Below are 18048 nucleotides of genomic sequence, written 5' to 3' on the forward strand. Positions count from 1 at the left end.
TTGAGACAAAGGATCGATGCCTTCGTGCTCAGTGCACACTACCATTATGCTATCGCGACAATGAAGGAAGTAATCACAATGACAAGACGTTACCTAAGAATTCTCCTGGTGGGAAGTCTCTTTAGTCTTAGTGCCTGCGCACAGCAAAGCGAAGTACGCCAGATGCATCAAAGCGTTAGCACGTTGAATAAAGAGATGACGCAGCTTAATCAAGAAACGGTAAAAATTACGCAACAAAATATGTTGAATGCAAAATCAACCAGCGGCGTCTATCTGCTACCGGGTTCCAAAACCCCGGCACGACTGGACAGCCAGATTGGCACCTTACGCATGTCGCTGGTGAACATTGCACTGAACGCCGATGGTACGCGCCTGACGCTACGGATTCAGGGTGAATCCAACACGCCTTTACCCGCTTTTAGCGCCACCGTCGAGTACGGGCAAATTCAGGGCACCACGGACAACTATCAGGAAGTGAACGTTCATAACCAGTTGGTCAACGCTCCGGCGAGTATTCTTGCTCCCAGCGACGTAGACATTCCGTTACAGATAAATGGCCTCACTCCAGATCAGTTAGGATTTGTGCGCATCCACGACGTCCAGCCTGTTAGCCAATAAACTTTTTTGCGGAACGTTTTGTGCGTTCCGCAACATCACTCTGCTCCATTTTGTTACTCCCCTGACATAACCGATATTTCTGGTAAAACTTGGCAACATTCATGGGAGCCAGTACAATTCGTCGCCTAAAGTACGCAAACGTGAACGCAATCGATTACGTAAATGATAGAACTGTGAAACAAGACATATTTTTGTGAACAATGATTTTTATAATAGGCTCCGAAGAATTACGAAATATTTAGAAACGCAAATTGCGCATTTTTCACTCCCGAAAGGGATTTCAAACAGTGGCATACATATGAAAAAAACATTACTTGCAGCCGGTGCAGTGCTGGCGCTCTCCTCGTCTTTTACTGCCAACGCAGCAGAAAATGACAAACCGCAATATCTGTCCGACTGGTGGCACCAGAGCGTTAACGTGGTGGGTAGCTATCACACCCGTTTCTCCCCGAAACTGAACAACGACGTGTATCTGGAATACGAAGCGTTTGCTAAAAAAGACTGGTTTGACTTCTATGGCTACATCGATATTCCGAAAACCTTCGACTGGGGTAACGGCAACGATAAAGGTATCTGGTCTGACGGTTCCCCGCTGTTTATGGAAATCGAACCGCGTTTCTCCATCGACAAACTGACCGGTGCTGACCTGAGCTTTGGTCCGTTCAAAGAATGGTATTTCGCCAACAACTACATCTACGATATGGGTGATAACAAAGCCAGCCGCCAGAGCACCTGGTATATGGGTCTGGGTACCGATATCGATACCGGTCTGCCGATGGGTCTGTCTTTGAACGTGTATGCTAAATACCAGTGGCAGAACTATGGCGCATCCAACGAAAACGAGTGGGATGGCTACCGTTTCAAAGTGAAATACTTTGTGCCGATCACCCAGGTTTGGGGCGGCCAGTTGACCTACATCGGCTTCACCAACTTCGACTGGGGCTCAGATTTGGGTGATGATCCGAACCGCACCAGCAACTCTATCGCGTCCAGCCACGTCCTGGCGCTGAACTACGATCACTGGCATTACTCCGTCGTAGCGCGTTACTTCCATAACGGCGGCCAGTGGAAAGGTGGAGATACCCTGAACTGGGGCGAAGGCGATTTCAGCGCGAAATCTACCGGTTGGGGTGGTTACCTGGTCGTAGGTTACAACTTCTAATCCAGACAATGTTTCGCAGACAAGCCAGCTTAACCGCTGGCTTTTTTATGGCTGGTCTTCACAGCGTACTTTACGCAAAAAGTCACTTAGCGAGCGATCTGCCGATTCGCGAAAATGCCTGTCGAGTGGCGTAATCTTCAGACATCGATCAACGCGAAAGCAACGATAATCGTCACGCTTCTCGCACCAGCCAACCAGCAGCCAGTGCTCGCCCCAGAAAAATAATCCCAGCGGCTGAACGTCGCGCCAGGAGAGGTTCCCGGACTCATCGCGATAATGCAGCGCCAGCACCTGCTGTGCTGAAACCGCGCGATGTATGAGATCGAAGGCACTACGTGAATGCGGCTGATTACCAAAATCTGGCGCGAAAATCCGCGTTTGCTCGGCTCTTCGCCGACTCTCTGGCGGCAATATCGCCAACACTTTTTCCTGCGCGGATTCCAACGCCTGTGAGAGTGAATCCCCACCCCATGTTTTCAGCAACCGAATCGCTACCATCAATGCTTCTGATTCGTGATGCGTTAACATCAACGGCGGTAGATCAAACCCGGCCATTAAGCGGTATCCGCTGCCCACTTCGCCTTCAATAGGCACGCCGGATAAAGAGAGATCGCGGATATCGCGATAAATCGTCCGTTCAGAAACCTCAAGACGCTCTGCCAGCAGCGCCGCCGTTGTCACTCGCCTGCCACGCAGGATTTGCACAATCTGAAACAAGCGGTCGGCGCGTCTGCTCATTTTAATCCTCAGTGCTGAAAATATTACGCGGGTTGATGTAAACCAACACGATTGCCTTCGCTGTCAGTAAATAGCGCAATCGTACCAATGTCCTGCCCCAGTTCGAGTGGGCCAAACGCACACTGACCGCCAGCAGTGGCGACGCGTTCAAGCGTTGCAGCCAAATCGTCCGTATGCAGATAAATAATAGCGCCCTGCGCTGAAGGCGTAATACCATCAAATTTAGCCAGCGCCCCGCCGGGAGCGGGATCCTGATGCGGAAATACGGCGAGCTCAGCGCAGTCCATGTTCTCCCTACGCAAAGAAACCTGCATCACTGGCTCATAAAAAGCGATGGCGCGATCCATTTGTGCCACGGGGATTTCAAACCAATTAATTACGTTGCTCATACTTCCTCCTGCCTGTGTGGGTAATCTCAGGAGGACTATAAGACAGGGCTACTGACAGCATACTGTCAGTAGTGTGGCGACAGGAAAAGATAATTACCTGTCGCTAATTCACAGGCAAAAAAAATCCCGACCTTGCGATCGGGATTCCAGTATCTTCACTCCTGGATGGGTTAAGGCAGAATCGACGGTTGATCCGCCCCTTCTTTCTCGACCTTCTGCTGCAGCATGTGCTCACGCTTCATACCCAGCTTCAGCGCCAGCGCCGATGCCACGTAGATAGAAGACGCAGTACCGATAGAAACACCGATCAGCATCGTCAGCGAGAAGCCTTCCAGTACCGGACCACCGAACAGGAACAGCATCAGAATAACCATCAACGTTGTACCGGACGTAATCAACGTACGGTGCAGCGTTTGAGTCAGTGACACGTTAAAGATTTCGTAAGGCGTACCGCGACGAATTTTGCGGAAGTTTTCACGAATACGGTCAGATACAACGATACTGTCGTTCAGCGAGTAACCGATTACCGACATCAGTGATGCGACGATAGTCAGGTCAATCTCGATATGGAACAACGACAGGATCCCAAGTGTGATAATCACGTCGTGCGCCAGCGCGATAACTACCCCTGCCGCCAGTCGCCACTCAAAACGGAAACCGACGTACACCAGGATGGAGATCAACGCCGCCATCAGCGCCATCGCACCGGTTTGCGCCAGGTCTGCACCCACGCTCGGACCCACGAATTCAATTCGCTTCACCGCGGCGTTTTGGTTGGTGGATTCGTTAATCACACTCAACACTTTACTACCCAGCACCTGACCGCCGTCTGCACCTTCAGTTGGCGGCATACGTACCATAATGTCGTGGCTGCTGCCGAAGTTCTGCAGAAGCGGATCAACGAAGCCCGCTTTCTCCAGCGCATCGCGCATCACGTCCATATCGGCCGGTTTTTCCAGCGTGATTTCAATAACCGTACCACCGGTGAAATCGAGACCCCAGTTAAACCCGCGTACGCCCATCACCACGATGGCCGCAATCAGCAGGAAACCTGAAATGCCGAAAGCCCAGTAGTCCCAGCGCATAAAGTCCCAGACTTTACGGCCGTGGTTCAATTGTTCAACAGTATATTCCTGTGCCACTTCGCACTCCTCAGATTGACAGCTTTTTGACGCGCTTGCCGCCATACAGCAGGTTTACGATGGCACGTGTACCGACAATCGCGGTAAACATCGACGTCGCCACACCAATACCGGTAGTAATCGCGAACCCTTTAATTGCCCCGGTGCCCACTGCGTACAGGATGATGACCTTGATCAGCGTCGTAATGTTCGCATCAAAGATGGAGCTAAATGCGCCCGCATAACCTTCATTGATGGCCTGCTGCACCGAACGCCCGTTACTCAACTCTTCTTTGATACGTTCGTTGATCAGTACGTTCGCATCGACCGCGACAGCAAGGGTTAAGACGATCCCCGCAATCCCCGGCATACTCAGCGTAGCACCCGGCAGCAACGACATAATACCGACAATCAGCACCAGGTTAGCAATCAGCGCACTGGTCGCAATCAGACCGAACTTCTTATAGAAGAAGATCATGAACAGGATAGACACCACCAGACCGGCCAGACATGCTTCCAGACCCTGTTTAATGTTCTGCATACCCAGGGTTGGGCCGATGGTACGTTCTTCAACAATCTGAATTGGCGCAATCAACGCACCGGCACGTAACAGCAGGGAAAGCTGGCGTGCTTCGTTCGGGTTGTTGATACCGGTGATACGGAAGCTGTTACCCAGACGAGACTGGATATTGGCGATGTTAATCACCTCTTCCTGTTTCACCAGTACTGCACGACCGTTAGCATCTTTCTTACCGCTGTCTTTGTACTCCACAAACAGGGTCGCCATCGGCTTACCGATGTTGTCCTTGGTGAAGTTGGACATGATGTTACCACCTGCGCTATCCAGCGAGATGTTAACCTGCGGCTGATTGTATTCGTCCTGGCTGGAAGTAGAGTCGGTGATATGGTCACCGGTCAGGATCACGCGCTTGTACAGCACAACCGGCTGACCTTCACGAGACTGTTTCACTTCCGAGTCACCCGGTACACGCCCGGATGCCGCAGCGGACTGGTCAACGTTGGTATTTACCAGACGGAATTCCAGCGTCGCGGTTGCGCCCAGAATTTCTTTCGCACGCGCGGTATCCTGAATACCCGGCAGTTCGACCACAATGCGGTCAGCACCCTGACGTTGTACCACCGGCTCAGCAACACCCAGTTGGTTAACACGATTACGCAGAATGTTGATGTTCTGCTGTACCGCGTATTCACGGGCTTCGCTCAGGCGCGCATCGGTCATTACCGCACGCAGAGCATTGCTGCCCTGGCTGGAAATAACCAGATCCTGGTGACGTTTGCTCAGGTAAGAGATAGCTTCATCACGGGCGCTGCTATCACGGAAAGTGATGCTCAGACCGTAGTTATCTTCTTTGCGAACAGTAGTATAAGGAATGCCTTTTTCACGCAGATCGCTGCGCAGGCTATCGATATTTTGTTCCTGCAACTTACTCAGCGCGGTGTCCATATCCACTTCCATCAGGAAGTGAACGCCGCCACGCAAGTCAAGACCGAGTTTCATCGGTTCTGCGTGAATGGCAGCCAGCCAGCGTGGGGTTGCCGGAGCAAGGTTAAGCGCCACGACGTACTGATCGCCCAGTACGCCCATTAATACTTCACGTGCGCGCAGTTGGGTATCAGTGGAGTCGAAGCGCGCGAGAATAGCACCCTCTTCCAGAGCCACAGACTTAGGTGTGATTTTATCTTCTTGTAACGTTTTCTGGACCTGGATCAGCGTTTGCTCACTGGCGGCGGCACCGCGCACGCCAGTGATTTGAACAGCCGGATCCTCACCATACAGGTTGGGAAGCGCATAGAGCAGACCGACGACAATAACGACGATCAGCATGACATACTTCCACAAAGGATAACGGTTTAACACGGCAGTTCCCTTTGGGAAAACAATAAATTACAGCGCCTTCATGGTGCCTTTCGGCAGAACGGCAGCTACGAAATCACGTTTGATAACCACTTCAGTGGTGTCGTTCAGCGCGATAGCGATGTAGCCAGATTCTGCTACTTTAGTCACGCGACCCACCAGACCACCGTTAGTCAGTACTTCATCGCCTTTCGCAATGGAGTTCATCAGGTTCTTGTGTTCTTTGGTACGCTTTTGCTGTGGGCGCAGGATCATAAAATAGAAAATCAGACCAAACACCACCAGCATCAGAATCAGAGACATCGGGCTGCCCTGCGCCGGAGCACCTGTTGCCGCTACCGCATCAGAAATAAAAAAGCTCATTCAAATTCCCTCATTATTAAAATTAATCAACGTTCACAGGTGGAACTGGTCTACCCTGACGTTGGTAAAAATCGGTCACGAAGCTCTCTAATTTACCCTCTTCAATAGCCTTGCGTAAACCCGCCATCAAACGCTGGTAGTAGCGAAGGTTATGAATCGTGTTGAGTCGCGCGCCCAATATTTCGTTGCAACGGTCGAGATGATGCAAGTAAGCGCGCGAATAATTGCGACAGGTGTAACAATCACACTCAGCATCGAGCGGACTGGTGTCGCTTTTATGTTTCGCGTTACGAATTTTTACCACGCCGTCAGTCACAAACAAATGACCATTACGGGCATTTCGCGTTGGCATCACGCAGTCAAACATATCGATACCGCGACGCACGCCTTCAACCAGATCTTCTGGTTTGCCGACGCCCATCAGGTAACGCGGTTTATCTGCCGGAATCTGCGGGCAAACATGTTCCAGAATGCGGTGCATATCTTCCTTCGGCTCACCGACAGCCAAACCGCCGACAGCGTAGCCATCAAAGCCGATATCTACCAGACCTTTGACGGAGATATCACGTAAATCTTCGTAAACACTGCCCTGAATGATGCCAAAAAGCGCATTTTTGTTGCCGAGACTATCAAAACGGTCACGGCTGCGCTTCGCCCAACGCAAAGACATCTCCATTGAGCGTTTAGCATAGTCCCAGTCGGCCGGATACGGTGTACATTCGTCGAAGATCATCACGACATCGGAACCGAGATCATATTGAATCTCCATCGACTTCTCGGGATCGAGGAAAATCGGATCGCCGTTGATCGGGTTACGGAAATGCACGCCCTGCTCGGTTATCTTACGGATATCGCCCAGGCTGAACACCTGGAAGCCGCCGGAGTCGGTGAGGATCGGCCCTTTCCACTGCATGAAATCGTGCAGATCGCCGTGCAGTTTCATGATTTCCTGACCCGGGCGCAGCCACAGGTGGAAGGTGTTGCCGAGGATGATCTGTGCGCCGGTTGCTTCAACTTCTTCCGGCGTCATGCCTTTCACGGTGCCGTAAGTACCGACCGGCATAAAAGCAGGCGTTTCTACTACGCCACGTTCAAAAACCAGGCGGCCGCGGCGAGCGCGACCGTCTGTGGTATCCAGTTCAAATTTCATTTTTTCTCCTGCATCAGAGAGACAGTCTGATGATTAAACTTTCCCCACGGAATTACTCCACGGAGTAAAAATATATTAACCCACTGGCGAAGGCGCAATCGGCGCAGCCAGTTTGGGGGGCGACCAGCGCACAGCCACCGGAGCGTACACGCAGTACGAGAGGATGGCGAGCACTGCCCGACATCAAAATGGCAAGTGAGATAGCCTTCTCACGGTCGCTCAGAAATAGCCTGCGGATTGTACGTGATAAACATGGCATCCCCGTAACTAAAAAAGCGATATTCCGCTTTTACCGCTTCATGATAGGCGTGCATGGTGTTTTTATAACCAGCAAATGCGGAAACCAGCATAATCAGCGTCGATTCCGGCAGGTGGAAGTTAGTGACCAGAGCATCAATCACCTGATATTTATAGCCTGGATAAATAAAGATTTGTGTATCGCCGAAGAACGGCTCGATGAGATCGTTTTTGGCCGCCTGCGCCGCACTTTCCAGCGAACGCACGGAGGTGGTACCTACCGCAATCACGCGATTACCGCGCGCTTTCGCCGCCAGCACCGCGTCCACCACATCCTGCGGCACTTCCGCATATTCGGAATGCATAATGTGGTCTTCGATGGTGTCTACGCGCACCGGCTGGAAAGTACCCGCGCCAACGTGCAGGGTGACGAACGCCATTTCAATGCCTTTATCGCGCAGTTTAGCCAGCAGCGGATCGTCAAAATGCAGACCCGCGGTCGGTGCAGCGACGGCACCCGGTTTTTCGCTGTATACGGTCTGGTACAGCTCGCGGTCGGCGTCTTCATCCGGACGGTCGATATATGGCGGCAACGGCATATGGCCGATGGCGTTGAGGATATCCAGCACGCTGCGTTCGTCGTTAAACTCAACTTCAAACAGCGCGTCATGGCGGGCAACCATCGTCGCTTTAATACTTTCGTCGTCGCCCAGCAGCAGCTCGGCACCCGGTTTCGGCGCTTTCGAGGCACGAATATGCGCCAGAATATGTTTGTCATCCAGCATACGCTCGACCAACACTTCAATCTTGCCGCCGCTGGCTTTACGACCAAACAGACGCGCAGGAATGACGCGGGTGTTGTTAAAGACCAGCAAATCTCCAGGGTTGAGCTTATCGAGCAAATCGGTGAAAGTACCGTGCGTCAGCGCGCCCGTCGGCCCGTCCAAAGACAGCAAGCGGCAGCTACTGCGCTCAGCTTGCGGATAGTGGGCAATCAGGGATTCGGGTAATTCAAAGGTGAAATCGGTAACGCGCATGACACTGACTCAGACTAAAATAAGAGGCGGGTAGTCTAGTGCCGGGGCGTTCTCCCTGCAACCTTTACCCCTCTGGATAAACGTTTAACTATGAATTTTCTTGCACATTTGCATCTCGCTCACCTTGCCGATAGCTCGCTTTCCGGCAATCTGCTGGCCGATTTTGTCCGGGGTAATCCGGAAACGCACTACTCGCCTGATGTGGTAGCAGGCATCTTTATGCATCGTCGTATCGATGTGATGACCGATAACTTACCGCAGGTGCGTGAAGCCAAAGAGTGGTTTCGTAGCGAAACGCGCCGCGTCGCGCCGATTACGCTGGACGTTATGTGGGATCATTTTCTGTCGCGCCATTGGTCGGAAATCTCACCTGACTTCCCGCTGACGGACTTTGTGCGCTATGCCCGTACCCAGGTAACCACTATTTTGCCGGAATCGCCGCCGCGCTTTATCAATCTGAACAACTATATATGGTCAGAGAAATGGCTTGAGCGCTACCGGGACATGGATTTTATCCAGAACGTCCTGAACGGCATGGCCAGCCGCCGTCCACGGCTCGATGCCCTACGCGACTCATGGTATGACCTCGATACGCATTACGATGCGTTAGAAGAACGATTCTGGCAGTTTTATCCGCAAATGATGGAACAGGCGCGGCGTAAAACCCTTTGATCGCAGCCCGCATTGCCCGCCGGATAAGCTGTAGCCGCCATCCGGCAAAAGATTGATAGACAAAACCTGTCTCATTGATTGCCAGCGCCTCTTTGTCTTATTCCCGAACACTCTCTATACTGGCCCGCGTTGCGTTCCAAAAACCCCTTAACTTTGCAGGAGAATTATATGGTACTGGTAACTCGTCAGGCTCCGGATTTCACAGCAGCTGCGGTACTGGGTAGCGGTGAGATCGTTGAAAACTTCAACTTCAAACAGCATACCAACGGTAAAACTACCGTTCTGTTCTTCTGGCCGATGGACTTCACCTTCGTTTGCCCGTCTGAACTGATCGCATTCGACAAACGTTACGAAGAATTCCAAAAGCGCGGCGTTGAAGTCGTTGGCGTTTCCTTCGACTCTGAATTTGTCCACAACGCATGGCGTAACACCCCTGTCGACAAAGGCGGCATCGGTGCAGTGAAATACGCAATGGTTGCTGACATCAAACGCGAAATCCAGAAAGCCTACGGCATCGAGCACCCGGAAGCGGGCGTTGCTCTGCGCGGTTCTTTCCTGATCGACGCTAACGGCGTTGTTCGCCACCAGGTGGTTAACGATCTGCCGCTGGGTCGTAACATCGACGAAATGCTGCGCATGGTTGACGCGCTGCAGTTCCACGAAGAACACGGCGACGTTTGCCCGGCACAGTGGGAAAAAGGTAAAGAAGGTATGAACGCGTCTCCGGACGGCGTGGCAAAATACCTGACCGAGAACGTTTCCAGCCTGTAATTGGCATGAATCGACGAAAGGCCCGCAAATGCGGGCCTTTTTTATTGTTCGCAGATCAGATAAGCGATTGCGTCACTTTCCGTTAGTATCGCCAGTGACGATACGCTTATCCAAACCACAATTAAAACGCGAAGCAGGAGCAGCCAAGCGCGCCCCAGAAAGCCCGGTCATCTGACACCGGAATCCCCGATTTCCGCGCAATATCATGCTGGTGACCGTGTACACCGCAGCTACCGCAGCACTGGTGCATCTGCACCATTGCGCCAATTTTCGCCGCAGCAGGTGGCGCTGAGCGATAGTGCCCCGGCACCTTCACTACCGGCGACCAGTCCGGCACAACCGGAATGGCTGGCGGTGCCAGCGGAGTGAAATGCCCGGCGGCGTACACCACTTTGCCATCGACAATGGTCATCACCGACTCGATGCCTTTGATCTCTTCTTCCGGCACGCTGAAGTAATCTTTAGACAGCACCACCAGATCGGCCAGTTGATCTTTCTCAATGCGCCCTTTCTTACCCTGTTCGCTGGAGAACCAGGCGCTACCGGCCGTCCACAGTTCCAGTGCCACATCGCGTGGCAGGCGATTGTTATCATCGTACATCGCCATACCACCAACGGTACGGCCCGAAACCAGCCAGTAGAGCGCGGTCCACGGGTTGTAGCTGGCCACGCGTGTGGCGTCAGTCCCCAGTCCGACCGGAACGTCAGCCGCCAGCATTTTCGCCACCGGCGGTGTATGTTTGACCACATCTTTACCGTAGCGATCGACAAAATATTCGCCCTGGAACGCCATGCGGTGCTGAACCGCTATCCCGCCCCCCAGCGCTTTTACACGCTCGATATTCCGTTCGGTAATCGTTTCGGCGTGATCGAAGAACCAGTGCAGACCATTGAACGGGATATCACGATTTACCTTCTCAAACACGTCCAGCATTCGGCTGATGGATTCATCGTAGGTAGCATGCAAGCGGAACGGCCAGCGGTGCTCAACCAGGTGTCGCACCACGCGCTCCAGCTCATCTTCCATACCTTCCGGCAGATCCGGGCGTGGCTGGAGGAAGTCTTCAAAATCCGCGGCCGAGAAAACCAGCATTTCCCCTGCCCCATTGGCACGATAGAAGTCGGTTCCCTGCCCTGGCTTGAGCATATCAGTCCAGCGTTCAAAGTCTTCCAGTTCCTGCTTCGGACGCTGGGTAAACAGGTTGTAGGCAATACGCACCGTCATCTGTTTGTTGGCGTGTAACTGCTCAATGATCTCGTAATCTTCCGGGTAGTTCTGGAACCCGCCGCCCGCATCGATGGCGCTGGTCAGTCCCAGACGGTTCAGCTCGCGCATAAACTGACGGGTCGAGTTAACCTGCATTTCCAGCGGCAGTTTTGGTCCCTTTGCCAGCGTCGAGTAAAGGATCATCGCGTTCGGTTTAGCGATCAGCATTCCGGTCGGGTTGCCGTTGCTATCACGCACAATCTCACCGCCCGCCGGATCCGGCGTCGCTTTGGTATAGCCAACCGCTTTCAGCGCGGCGCGGTTGAGCAAAGCCCGGTCGTAGAGATGCAGAACAAAAACCGGAGTATCAGGAGCGGCTTCATTCAGTTCTTCGAGGGTTGGCATGCGACGTTCGGCAAACTGGAATTCACTCCAGCCGCCCACCACGCGTACCCATTGTGGCGACGGCGTTCTGTCAGCCTGGTCTTTGAGCATGCGTAGCGCGTCCGCCAGTGACGGCACGCCCTCCCAACGCAATTCCAGGTTGTAATTCAGTCCACCACGAATAAGGTGCAGGTGCGAATCGTTCAGGCCAGGGATCACCGTATGCCCTTGCAGATCGACAACCTGCGTCCCTTCAGCGGTAAAGCTCATTACCCGTTCGTGGCTACCGGTCGCCAGAATCTTTCCGTTGGCGATCGCCACCGCCTCGACCTGAGGACTTTGTCTGTCGAGAGTATGAATTTTTCCGTGAGTCAGAATCAGTGTGGCAGTTTGAGACATAACAATCTCCTGAGATACCGGTCAGGCTTTTTTCAGCCATCCGGCAAACAGACGGGTTACGATGGGCATCCAGAACCAGACCACCAGCGCAACCACAAAGGCATCATTGATGAGATGCAGGAGTAACGAGCCCTTCATTGCAGGCAGCACAATGCCGGTCAACCACGGCACCAGATTGGTGCTTGGAAATATCACCAGCAGGGTTATCAGAAACTGTTTCCAGCGTTTGGGCTGTCGTACATGGGGCGCGGGCGGCGTAAACCAGAATGCTGCTTCGGTGCGAATTTCGGTTTTGTCACCTTCAGCCAGCAGTGGAGCAATCTCTTCGACCAACACGCGGCGCGTATCGGACTGGGTCCAGCTATACAGATGCTCAAGCGTGTCGAAGCGGATAATGATGTTCCACAGGTTGTTGCCATCTGCCGGGCGAATCACGTTCGCCCCGAGATGACCGGGAAATTCAGCCGCTACAGGCATGATTTTCCCCAGCCACTGCTCATACCGCTGCGCCTGCTCAGGTAGCAGAGTGTGAGTAATTACCAACGTCACATGTTTGTTCTGCGCCATGAAGGGTTCCTTGTTGACAGGAAACAGGCCGCTTAGGCCCGGAAAGTAATACACAAAATCATTCATGGTGCATCGAGGCGGCAAGGTTGTGGATCCCCGGGAGCTTACATAAGTAAGTGACCGGGGGACGCAAGCGAAGCCAACAAAGATGCAACATGAAGGATGACGTGTATTTAAGCTTTACGTTCCGGCGCGCCATGCACCATGGTATAGGCATAATCCACGCCCATACCGTAGGCACCGCTGTGCTCGCGTACCAGATCCATTACGGCGTCGTAGGTTTCTTTGCGGGACCAGTCGCGCTGGTACTCGAGAAGAACCTGTTGCCAGGTTACGGGTACGGCACCAGCCTGTACCATGCGGTCGATAGAACGCTCATGAGCATCTACGGACGTGCCGCCGGAGGTATCCGTTACCACATAAACTTCATAGCCTGCCTCCAGTGCCATCAGCGCTGGAAAAGTCAGGCATACTTCGGTCCACAGCGCGGAGATAATCAGTTTTTTACGCCCGGTCGCTTCCACCGCTTTCACAAACGCCGTATCTTCCCAGGAGTTCATTGAGGTGCGTTCAATGGGTTTGACATCAGGATGAACCGCTAACAATTCCGGCCAGATATATCCGCTAAAACTTTTAGTTTCTACAGAAGTATAAATCACCGGAACATTGAATATTTTCCCGGCTTTCGCTAATGCTACGGTATTATTTTTTAAAGTCTGGCGATCAATATTCGCCACACCGAATGACATTTGCGGCTGATGATCAATAAAAATAAGCGTAGAGTTTTGAGGGTCAATCAGTTCCCGAATAGACATAGCACACCTTCTTAATCAATAAGTTAAAAGGCAACGGTCTGTATCTGCCGTCAGCAGCAGGATCCTGAATCAGAAAGCTTGTTGAGTATAGCGGGAAATTTCTAACGAGTTATTAAAGAAAACTTACCATCCTGTGAAACTATTAATTTTGTGTTGCGATATATCCTAAACAACATCAAAAAAATGCGCATGACTCATCTAATTTATTCACTGGCATTGTTTTTCTTCATTCGGTACAACAGAAGGGTTTAATTTTCAGGATATTTTCTGCTTATGCGCATTAATCTGGATGTTTTGCTTATTCTCGACGCTCTCGACAAACAGGGTTCATTTGCCGCAGCGGCCGAGTCGCTGTTTAAAACCCCTGCCGCACTCAGCTATATGATTCAGAAGCTGGAAAGCGATTTGAATATCGAGCTGCTTGACCGTTCCGGGCACCGGGCAAAATTTACCGATACCGGACAGATGATGCTGGAAAAAGGGCGTTTGCTGCTGAATGCGGCAAAAGATCTCGAAAAACAGGCGGTACAGCTGAGTTCAGGCTGGGAAAAAGAGCTGGCAATTGCGCTGGACGACTCCTTCCCTTTCGCTGCGCTGTTGCCCATTATCGATGAATTTCATGCGCTGAATAAGCAAACTCGCCTCAGTTTTACCCACCATACGCTGGCGGGCTCCTGGGAGGAACTGACCCATAACGGAGCAGATATCATCCTGGGAGCGATCAATGAACCGCCAACGTCAGCGGCCTGGTCCTACAAAATGCTCGGCACGTTGGACAATGTATTTGTCGTGGCACCTCAGCATCCGCTGGCCGCAGCAGCAGACGGCCTGACCAACGAACAGTTATGCCTGCATCGCGCGATTGTTATCAGCGACAGCGCCCGCTTCTGCCATCCGTTACAAACCAATCTGATGGAGGAACAGGCGCAAATCCGCGTCGATGACTTCCACAGTAAGGTGATGCTACTGCGGGCCGGTATGGGCTGCGGATTTCTCCCCCGCCATATTGCCAGCCCGTGGCTTACCACGGGCGAGCTGGTGGAAAAAACGGTTATCTCATTTCGCCAAAAAGACGTGGCTTATATGGCATGGCGCAATAACCGCGATGGGCTGGCACAGCGCTGGTGGCGGGAAACGCTGCTGGCAAGCCCGGAGATTGCGCGCTTATATCAATGACCTATCCATACCGAGGCAGAAATCGCCGGCAGCGTCAGGATATCGTCGGTAAGCATACCGTTGCCCTCTTTATGCTGCCATTGACTCACGCTCAGTAATGGCGAGGCTGGCAGGACCACTTCACAAGCGTGGCCACGGTTAATCGCCACCAGTACGCGCTGTCGGTTTAGCACGCGAACAAACACCACCACGTTATCCTCGGCGTAAATCACCTGGCAACCACCGTGGCGAAGCGCCTGATTCTGGTGGCGTAATTTTGCCAGCCGCTGATACAACGCCAGCAGAGTAGCGTCCTGCTTTTCAGGTTGCCACGGGAACGGTTTGCGACAAAACGGATCGTTGTTCCCGTCCAGCCCCACTTCGTCACCGTAGTAAATACAGGGCACGCCAGGCCAGGTAAACAGCCACACCACCGCTAGCGGTAACCGTGCGACGTCTTTACCGAGCAGAGATTTAAAGCGGGCAGTATCGTGGCTGTCGAGCTGATTAAACATCCGCAGCTGTTGCTGATGCGACAACCCCGCGCGGTAGTTATCCATCCACGCCATACAGGTCTGGGCATCAATGGATTGCGGGTCGTATGAGATATCGGTATTGGCGAGGAATCCCCAGAGGGGGAAAGTAAAGCCGCGATAGTTCATGGCGGCATCTTCTGCATCAGCCTGCAACCACTGGCGCGCATCGCCAAAATGCTCACCCACCACATACGCCTCTGGCTGGGTTTCTTTTGCCGCCTGCGTAATTCCGGCCACATGTTGTAGGTTGTTACGTGCGCCTCCGGCCTCTCCCAGCATGTGCACCACATCAAGACGCCAGCCGTCCATACTCCACGGCGCTTTCAGCCAGTGGCGGACGATACTGTCTTCACCGCGATAAATTTCATTCACCAGGCTTTCCGAAGAAAAGTCCAGCTTGGGCAGGCTGGAATATCCCAGCCAGTCGAGCGCAACGCCGTCGGCTGAGAAATGATACCAGTCGCGCCAGGGGGATTCTGGATTATGGCACGCCCCGTCCGTCCCCCGATTATGTCGGTCAAACCAGGCGTGCGAATCGCCGCTATGGTTAAAGACGCCGTCGAGAATCAGACGCACGCCCTGCTGTTGGGTGTTGTGCCGCAGACGCAGTAGCGCCCTGTCGCCGCCAAATTGCGGATCAACATGACGGTAATCTTCGGTATCGTATTTATGCACGCTCGGGGCGGTAAATACAGGATTCAGGTACAGCGCCGTGACCCCTAACGTTTTCAGGTACGGTAGCTTTTCGCTGATGCCGTCCAAATCACCGCCATAGAACGTGGAGCCACCGGCCAGAGCCGTAAGCGGTTCGTCCCATTCGCGCCGTAAGATGTCGTGTCCGGCGGCGTGGTGGTAATCGACGTTATCCTGGCCCGCTTCACGCGACTGACTGCGGGCAAAACGGTCCGGGAAAATTTGATAGAAAATCTGATCGGCAACCCACTGCGGACCGTTATCCGGCACATCAACCGCAAACTGCTCCAGACGCGCAGGCGGAAAACGGCCGAATCCCTGCGGGGTGAACCACAGCTGACGATCGGGCCAAAGTAATTTAAAACTATAGCGTCGACGAGACTGCCCGCTGGAGAGATCGATCGCCGCTCGCCACGCGGTCACGCCCGGCTGCGGCTGGCTGCGCTGCTTGTGCATAGCCAGCGAAATCTCTTCGTTATCATTTTCTGCGCGTAGCGTCACCCGCTGGGGTGGATTTTCCCCCGCCAACCATAATGTAATCGTCAGTTGATCTTTGTTTTGCTTAACAAATGGGGCAACCGGAAGGTGCCAGGCGTTCAACATCACGTATCCCCTTTGATGATAATGACGTCACCTTGCCATAGCGAAGTGCAGGATCACTCATCATCTTAACGTTTATTGGGGGAGGAGTTCGGGGGAGGAGAAAATTGCCGGGTAACGCAAAGCTACCCGGCAAAAATATTACTGTGCTTCAGCCAGTTGGCGCTCGCGACGGCGCTTGAATCCCCAGCCGACCAGCAGCAGAACAATCCACGCAAAGCCGACGTACAGCGAAATGCGGGTATCCGGATGATAGCCGATGAGCGCGATGATAAAGACCAGGAAAATCAGGCCAACAACGGTCGTCGTTACCCCACCCGGTACTTTAAATTTCAGCGCTTTGACCTCTTCCGGCGGCAGACGACGACGGAAAGCAATCTGCGACAACAGGATCATAATCCACACCCATACCGTGGCGAAAGTCGCCAAAGAGGCGATCACCAGGAAGACGTTTTCCGGCATGATGTAGTTAAGATACACCGCAAACAGCAGCGCGATAGTCATCACCATTACCGTCACCCACGGCACGCCACGACGCGACGTCTTGGCGAACATTTTCGGGGCACTGCCCTGCTCCGCCATGCCGTGCAGCATACGCCCCACACCGAAGACGTCAGAGTTAATAGCCGACAGCGACGCAGTCAGAACCACAAAGTTGAGGATCCCGGCAGCAAAGGTAATACCCATATGCTGGAACGTCATAACGAACGGGCTACCGTCGGTACCCACCTGGTTCCACGGGTAGATAGACATAATGACGAACAGCGTCCCCACATAAAACACCAGGATACGCATTGGTACGGAATTGATGGCGCGCGGAATAGATTTTTCCGGATCTTTGGCTTCGCCTGCGGTAATCCCGATAATCTCAATCCCGCCATAGGCAAACATCACCATTTGCAGCGACATCACCATGCCGAGCCAGCCGTTGCTGAAGAAGCCACCGTTGCTCCATAAGTTATGGATACCGGTTGGTTGTCCGCCGTTGCCAATCCCCCAAATGATGATACCGAAACCGGCAACAATCATGATGATAATGGTGGCGACTTTGAAGAACGAGAACCAGAACTCCAGCTCACCAAACACCTTCACGCTCATCAGGTTGATGGCGCAGATAATCAGCACCACGCTGAGTACCCAAATCCAGTGCGGTACCGCCGGGAACCAGACGCCCATGTATATGCCGAAGGCTGTCACGTCGGCAATGGCGACAATCAGGATTTCAAAACAGTAGGTCCAGCCGGTAATGTAGCCTGCCAGCGGTCCGAGGTTTTCCTGCGCATAGCGCGAGAAGGAGCTGGCTGCCGGGTTATGAACAGACATTTCGCCCAGCGCACGCATAATAATGTACGCTGCGACACCGCCGATAATATAGGCCAGCAACACGCTTGGCCCCGCCATTTTGATGGCGTCGGCCGAGCCGTAAAACAGCCCGGTACCAATTGCTGAACCTAATGCCATAAAGCGGATGTGCCGGGTGCTCAGCCCACGCTTTAGCTTGTTATTACTTTCCATCGATTCCTAACCTGTTAACACAATAAAAAAACCACGGGGCCAT

The 18048-nt window shown here is 53.0% G+C and carries 17 protein-coding genes; 5 read left to right on the forward strand and 12 right to left on the reverse strand.

Features of this window, described 5'->3' with window-relative positions; genetic code table 11:
- Positions 1-78: 78 nt before the first annotated feature.
- Positions 79-618, forward strand: a complete 540-nt coding sequence (locus tag IB222_RS17620) for a DUF3251 domain-containing protein (protein ID WP_149384057.1) — start codon at positions 79-81, stop codon at positions 616-618.
- A gap of 298 nt (positions 619-916) precedes the next feature.
- Positions 917-1780 carry a nucleoside-specific channel-forming protein Tsx gene (locus IB222_RS17625; protein ID WP_003021561.1) on the forward strand — a complete coding sequence of 288 codons (864 nt, stop codon included), beginning with the start codon at positions 917-919 and terminating at the stop codon, positions 1778-1780.
- Positions 1781-1825: 45 nt separating this feature from the next.
- Here the strand turns inward: IB222_RS17625 and IB222_RS17630 are convergent, their stop codons facing one another.
- From IB222_RS17630 to queA, 7 genes are all read right to left on the reverse strand, one after another.
- Positions 1826-2518 carry a YafY family protein gene (locus tag IB222_RS17630; RefSeq protein WP_032942528.1) on the reverse strand — a complete coding sequence of 231 codons (693 nt, stop codon included), beginning with the start codon at positions 2516-2518 and terminating at the stop codon, positions 1826-1828.
- Positions 2519-2541: 23 nt separating this feature from the next.
- Positions 2542-2907: a VOC family protein gene (locus IB222_RS17635; protein ID WP_149384056.1), complete on the reverse strand. Its 366-nt coding sequence runs from the start codon at positions 2905-2907 to the stop codon at positions 2542-2544.
- A gap of 170 nt (positions 2908-3077) precedes the next feature.
- Positions 3078-4049: a protein translocase subunit SecF gene (secF, locus tag IB222_RS17640; RefSeq protein WP_003021550.1), complete on the reverse strand. Its 972-nt coding sequence runs from the start codon at positions 4047-4049 to the stop codon at positions 3078-3080.
- Positions 4050-4059: 10 nt separating this feature from the next.
- Complete coding sequence (gene secD / locus IB222_RS17645; RefSeq protein WP_003021547.1) at positions 4060-5907, reverse strand: protein translocase subunit SecD; 1848 nt, start codon at positions 5905-5907, stop codon at positions 4060-4062.
- Positions 5908-5934: 27 nt separating this feature from the next.
- Positions 5935-6267 (reverse strand): preprotein translocase subunit YajC, encoded by a 333-nt coding sequence (gene yajC, locus IB222_RS17650; protein WP_003021544.1) that lies wholly within the window; start codon positions 6265-6267, stop codon positions 5935-5937.
- 22 nt (positions 6268-6289) lie between these two features.
- A complete protein-coding gene (tgt, locus tag IB222_RS17655; protein WP_063941300.1) occupies positions 6290-7417 on the reverse strand; it encodes a tRNA guanosine(34) transglycosylase Tgt in 1128 nt (375 codons plus the stop codon).
- A gap of 209 nt (positions 7418-7626) precedes the next feature.
- Positions 7627-8691: a tRNA preQ1(34) S-adenosylmethionine ribosyltransferase-isomerase QueA gene (gene queA, locus IB222_RS17660; protein ID WP_149384055.1), complete on the reverse strand. Its 1065-nt coding sequence runs from the start codon at positions 8689-8691 to the stop codon at positions 7627-7629.
- A gap of 90 nt (positions 8692-8781) precedes the next feature.
- Here queA and acpH point away from each other — a divergent pair, with 90 nt between their 5' ends.
- Both acpH and IB222_RS17670 read left to right on the forward strand, forming a co-directional pair.
- Complete coding sequence (gene acpH / locus IB222_RS17665) at positions 8782-9363, forward strand: ACP phosphodiesterase (protein WP_032942524.1); 582 nt, start codon at positions 8782-8784, stop codon at positions 9361-9363.
- 168 nt (positions 9364-9531) lie between these two features.
- On the forward strand, positions 9532-10134 hold the full coding sequence (locus IB222_RS17670; protein ID WP_003021524.1) for a peroxiredoxin: 603 nt from the start codon (positions 9532-9534) through the stop codon (positions 10132-10134).
- A gap of 121 nt (positions 10135-10255) precedes the next feature.
- Here the strand turns inward: IB222_RS17670 and IB222_RS17675 are convergent, their stop codons facing one another.
- From IB222_RS17675 to IB222_RS17685, 3 genes are all read right to left on the reverse strand, one after another.
- On the reverse strand, positions 10256-12124 hold the full coding sequence (locus IB222_RS17675; protein WP_149384054.1) for an amidohydrolase: 1869 nt from the start codon (positions 12122-12124) through the stop codon (positions 10256-10258).
- Between the two features lie 21 nt (positions 12125-12145).
- Positions 12146-12691, reverse strand: coding sequence for an antibiotic biosynthesis monooxygenase (locus IB222_RS17680; protein WP_003830975.1), 546 nt, complete (start codon positions 12689-12691; stop codon positions 12146-12148).
- Positions 12692-12864: 173 nt separating this feature from the next.
- Positions 12865-13506, reverse strand: a complete 642-nt coding sequence (locus IB222_RS17685; RefSeq protein WP_149384053.1) for a hydrolase — start codon at positions 13504-13506, stop codon at positions 12865-12867.
- A 273-nt stretch (positions 13507-13779) separates the two neighbouring features.
- Between IB222_RS17685 and IB222_RS17690 the strand changes: the two genes are divergently transcribed.
- Entirely contained in the window at positions 13780-14682 is a 903-nt protein-coding gene (locus tag IB222_RS17690) for a LysR family transcriptional regulator (protein ID WP_149384052.1), read from the forward strand.
- On the opposite strand, the gene malZ is transcribed toward IB222_RS17690, so the two are convergent.
- Together malZ and proY are read right to left on the reverse strand one after the other, a co-directional pair.
- Positions 14676-16493 (reverse strand): maltodextrin glucosidase, encoded by a 1818-nt coding sequence (malZ, locus tag IB222_RS17695; protein ID WP_149384051.1) that lies wholly within the window; start codon positions 16491-16493, stop codon positions 14676-14678. The two genes, IB222_RS17690 and malZ, sit on opposite strands and share 7 nt — an antisense overlap.
- Before the next feature lie 138 nt (positions 16494-16631).
- Positions 16632-18005 (reverse strand): proline-specific permease ProY, encoded by a 1374-nt coding sequence (proY, locus tag IB222_RS17700; RefSeq protein ID WP_003021504.1) that lies wholly within the window; start codon positions 18003-18005, stop codon positions 16632-16634.
- Between the last annotated feature and the right edge of the window lie 43 nt (positions 18006-18048).

The organism is Citrobacter sp. C13 (assembly GCF_014596815.2).
Classification (GTDB): Bacteria; Pseudomonadota; Gammaproteobacteria; order Enterobacterales; family Enterobacteriaceae; genus Citrobacter; species Citrobacter portucalensis.

Excerpts from the sequence above, each read along its gene's own strand:
- malZ (WP_149384051.1), bottom strand. The coding sequence starts at position 16,493 with ATGTTGAACGCCTGGCACCTTCCGGTTGCCCCATTTGTTAAGCAAAAC.
- IB222_RS17620 (WP_149384057.1), top strand. The coding sequence starts at position 79 with ATGACAAGACGTTACCTAAGAATTCTCCTGGTGGGAAGTCTCTTTAGT.
- IB222_RS17685 (WP_149384053.1), bottom strand. The coding sequence starts at position 13,506 with ATGTCTATTCGGGAACTGATTGACCCTCAAAACTCTACGCTTATTTTT.
- tgt (WP_063941300.1), bottom strand. The coding sequence starts at position 7,417 with ATGAAATTTGAACTGGATACCACAGACGGTCGCGCTCGCCGCGGCCGC.
- IB222_RS17680 (WP_003830975.1), bottom strand. The coding sequence starts at position 12,691 with ATGGCGCAGAACAAACATGTGACGTTGGTAATTACTCACACTCTGCTA.
- yajC (WP_003021544.1), bottom strand. The coding sequence starts at position 6,267 with ATGAGCTTTTTTATTTCTGATGCGGTAGCGGCAACAGGTGCTCCGGCG.
- IB222_RS17630 (WP_032942528.1), bottom strand. The coding sequence starts at position 2,518 with ATGAGCAGACGCGCCGACCGCTTGTTTCAGATTGTGCAAATCCTGCGT.
- proY (WP_003021504.1), bottom strand. The coding sequence starts at position 18,005 with ATGGAAAGTAATAACAAGCTAAAGCGTGGGCTGAGCACCCGGCACATC.
- IB222_RS17625 (WP_003021561.1), top strand. The coding sequence starts at position 917 with ATGAAAAAAACATTACTTGCAGCCGGTGCAGTGCTGGCGCTCTCCTCG.
- IB222_RS17675 (WP_149384054.1), bottom strand. The coding sequence starts at position 12,124 with ATGTCTCAAACTGCCACACTGATTCTGACTCACGGAAAAATTCATACT.
- IB222_RS17670 (WP_003021524.1), top strand. The coding sequence starts at position 9,532 with ATGGTACTGGTAACTCGTCAGGCTCCGGATTTCACAGCAGCTGCGGTA.
- queA (WP_149384055.1), bottom strand. The coding sequence starts at position 8,691 with ATGCGCGTTACCGATTTCACCTTTGAATTACCCGAATCCCTGATTGCC.
- IB222_RS17635 (WP_149384056.1), bottom strand. The coding sequence starts at position 2,907 with ATGAGCAACGTAATTAATTGGTTTGAAATCCCCGTGGCACAAATGGAT.
- IB222_RS17690 (WP_149384052.1), top strand. The coding sequence starts at position 13,780 with ATGCGCATTAATCTGGATGTTTTGCTTATTCTCGACGCTCTCGACAAA.
- acpH (WP_032942524.1), top strand. The coding sequence starts at position 8,782 with ATGAATTTTCTTGCACATTTGCATCTCGCTCACCTTGCCGATAGCTCG.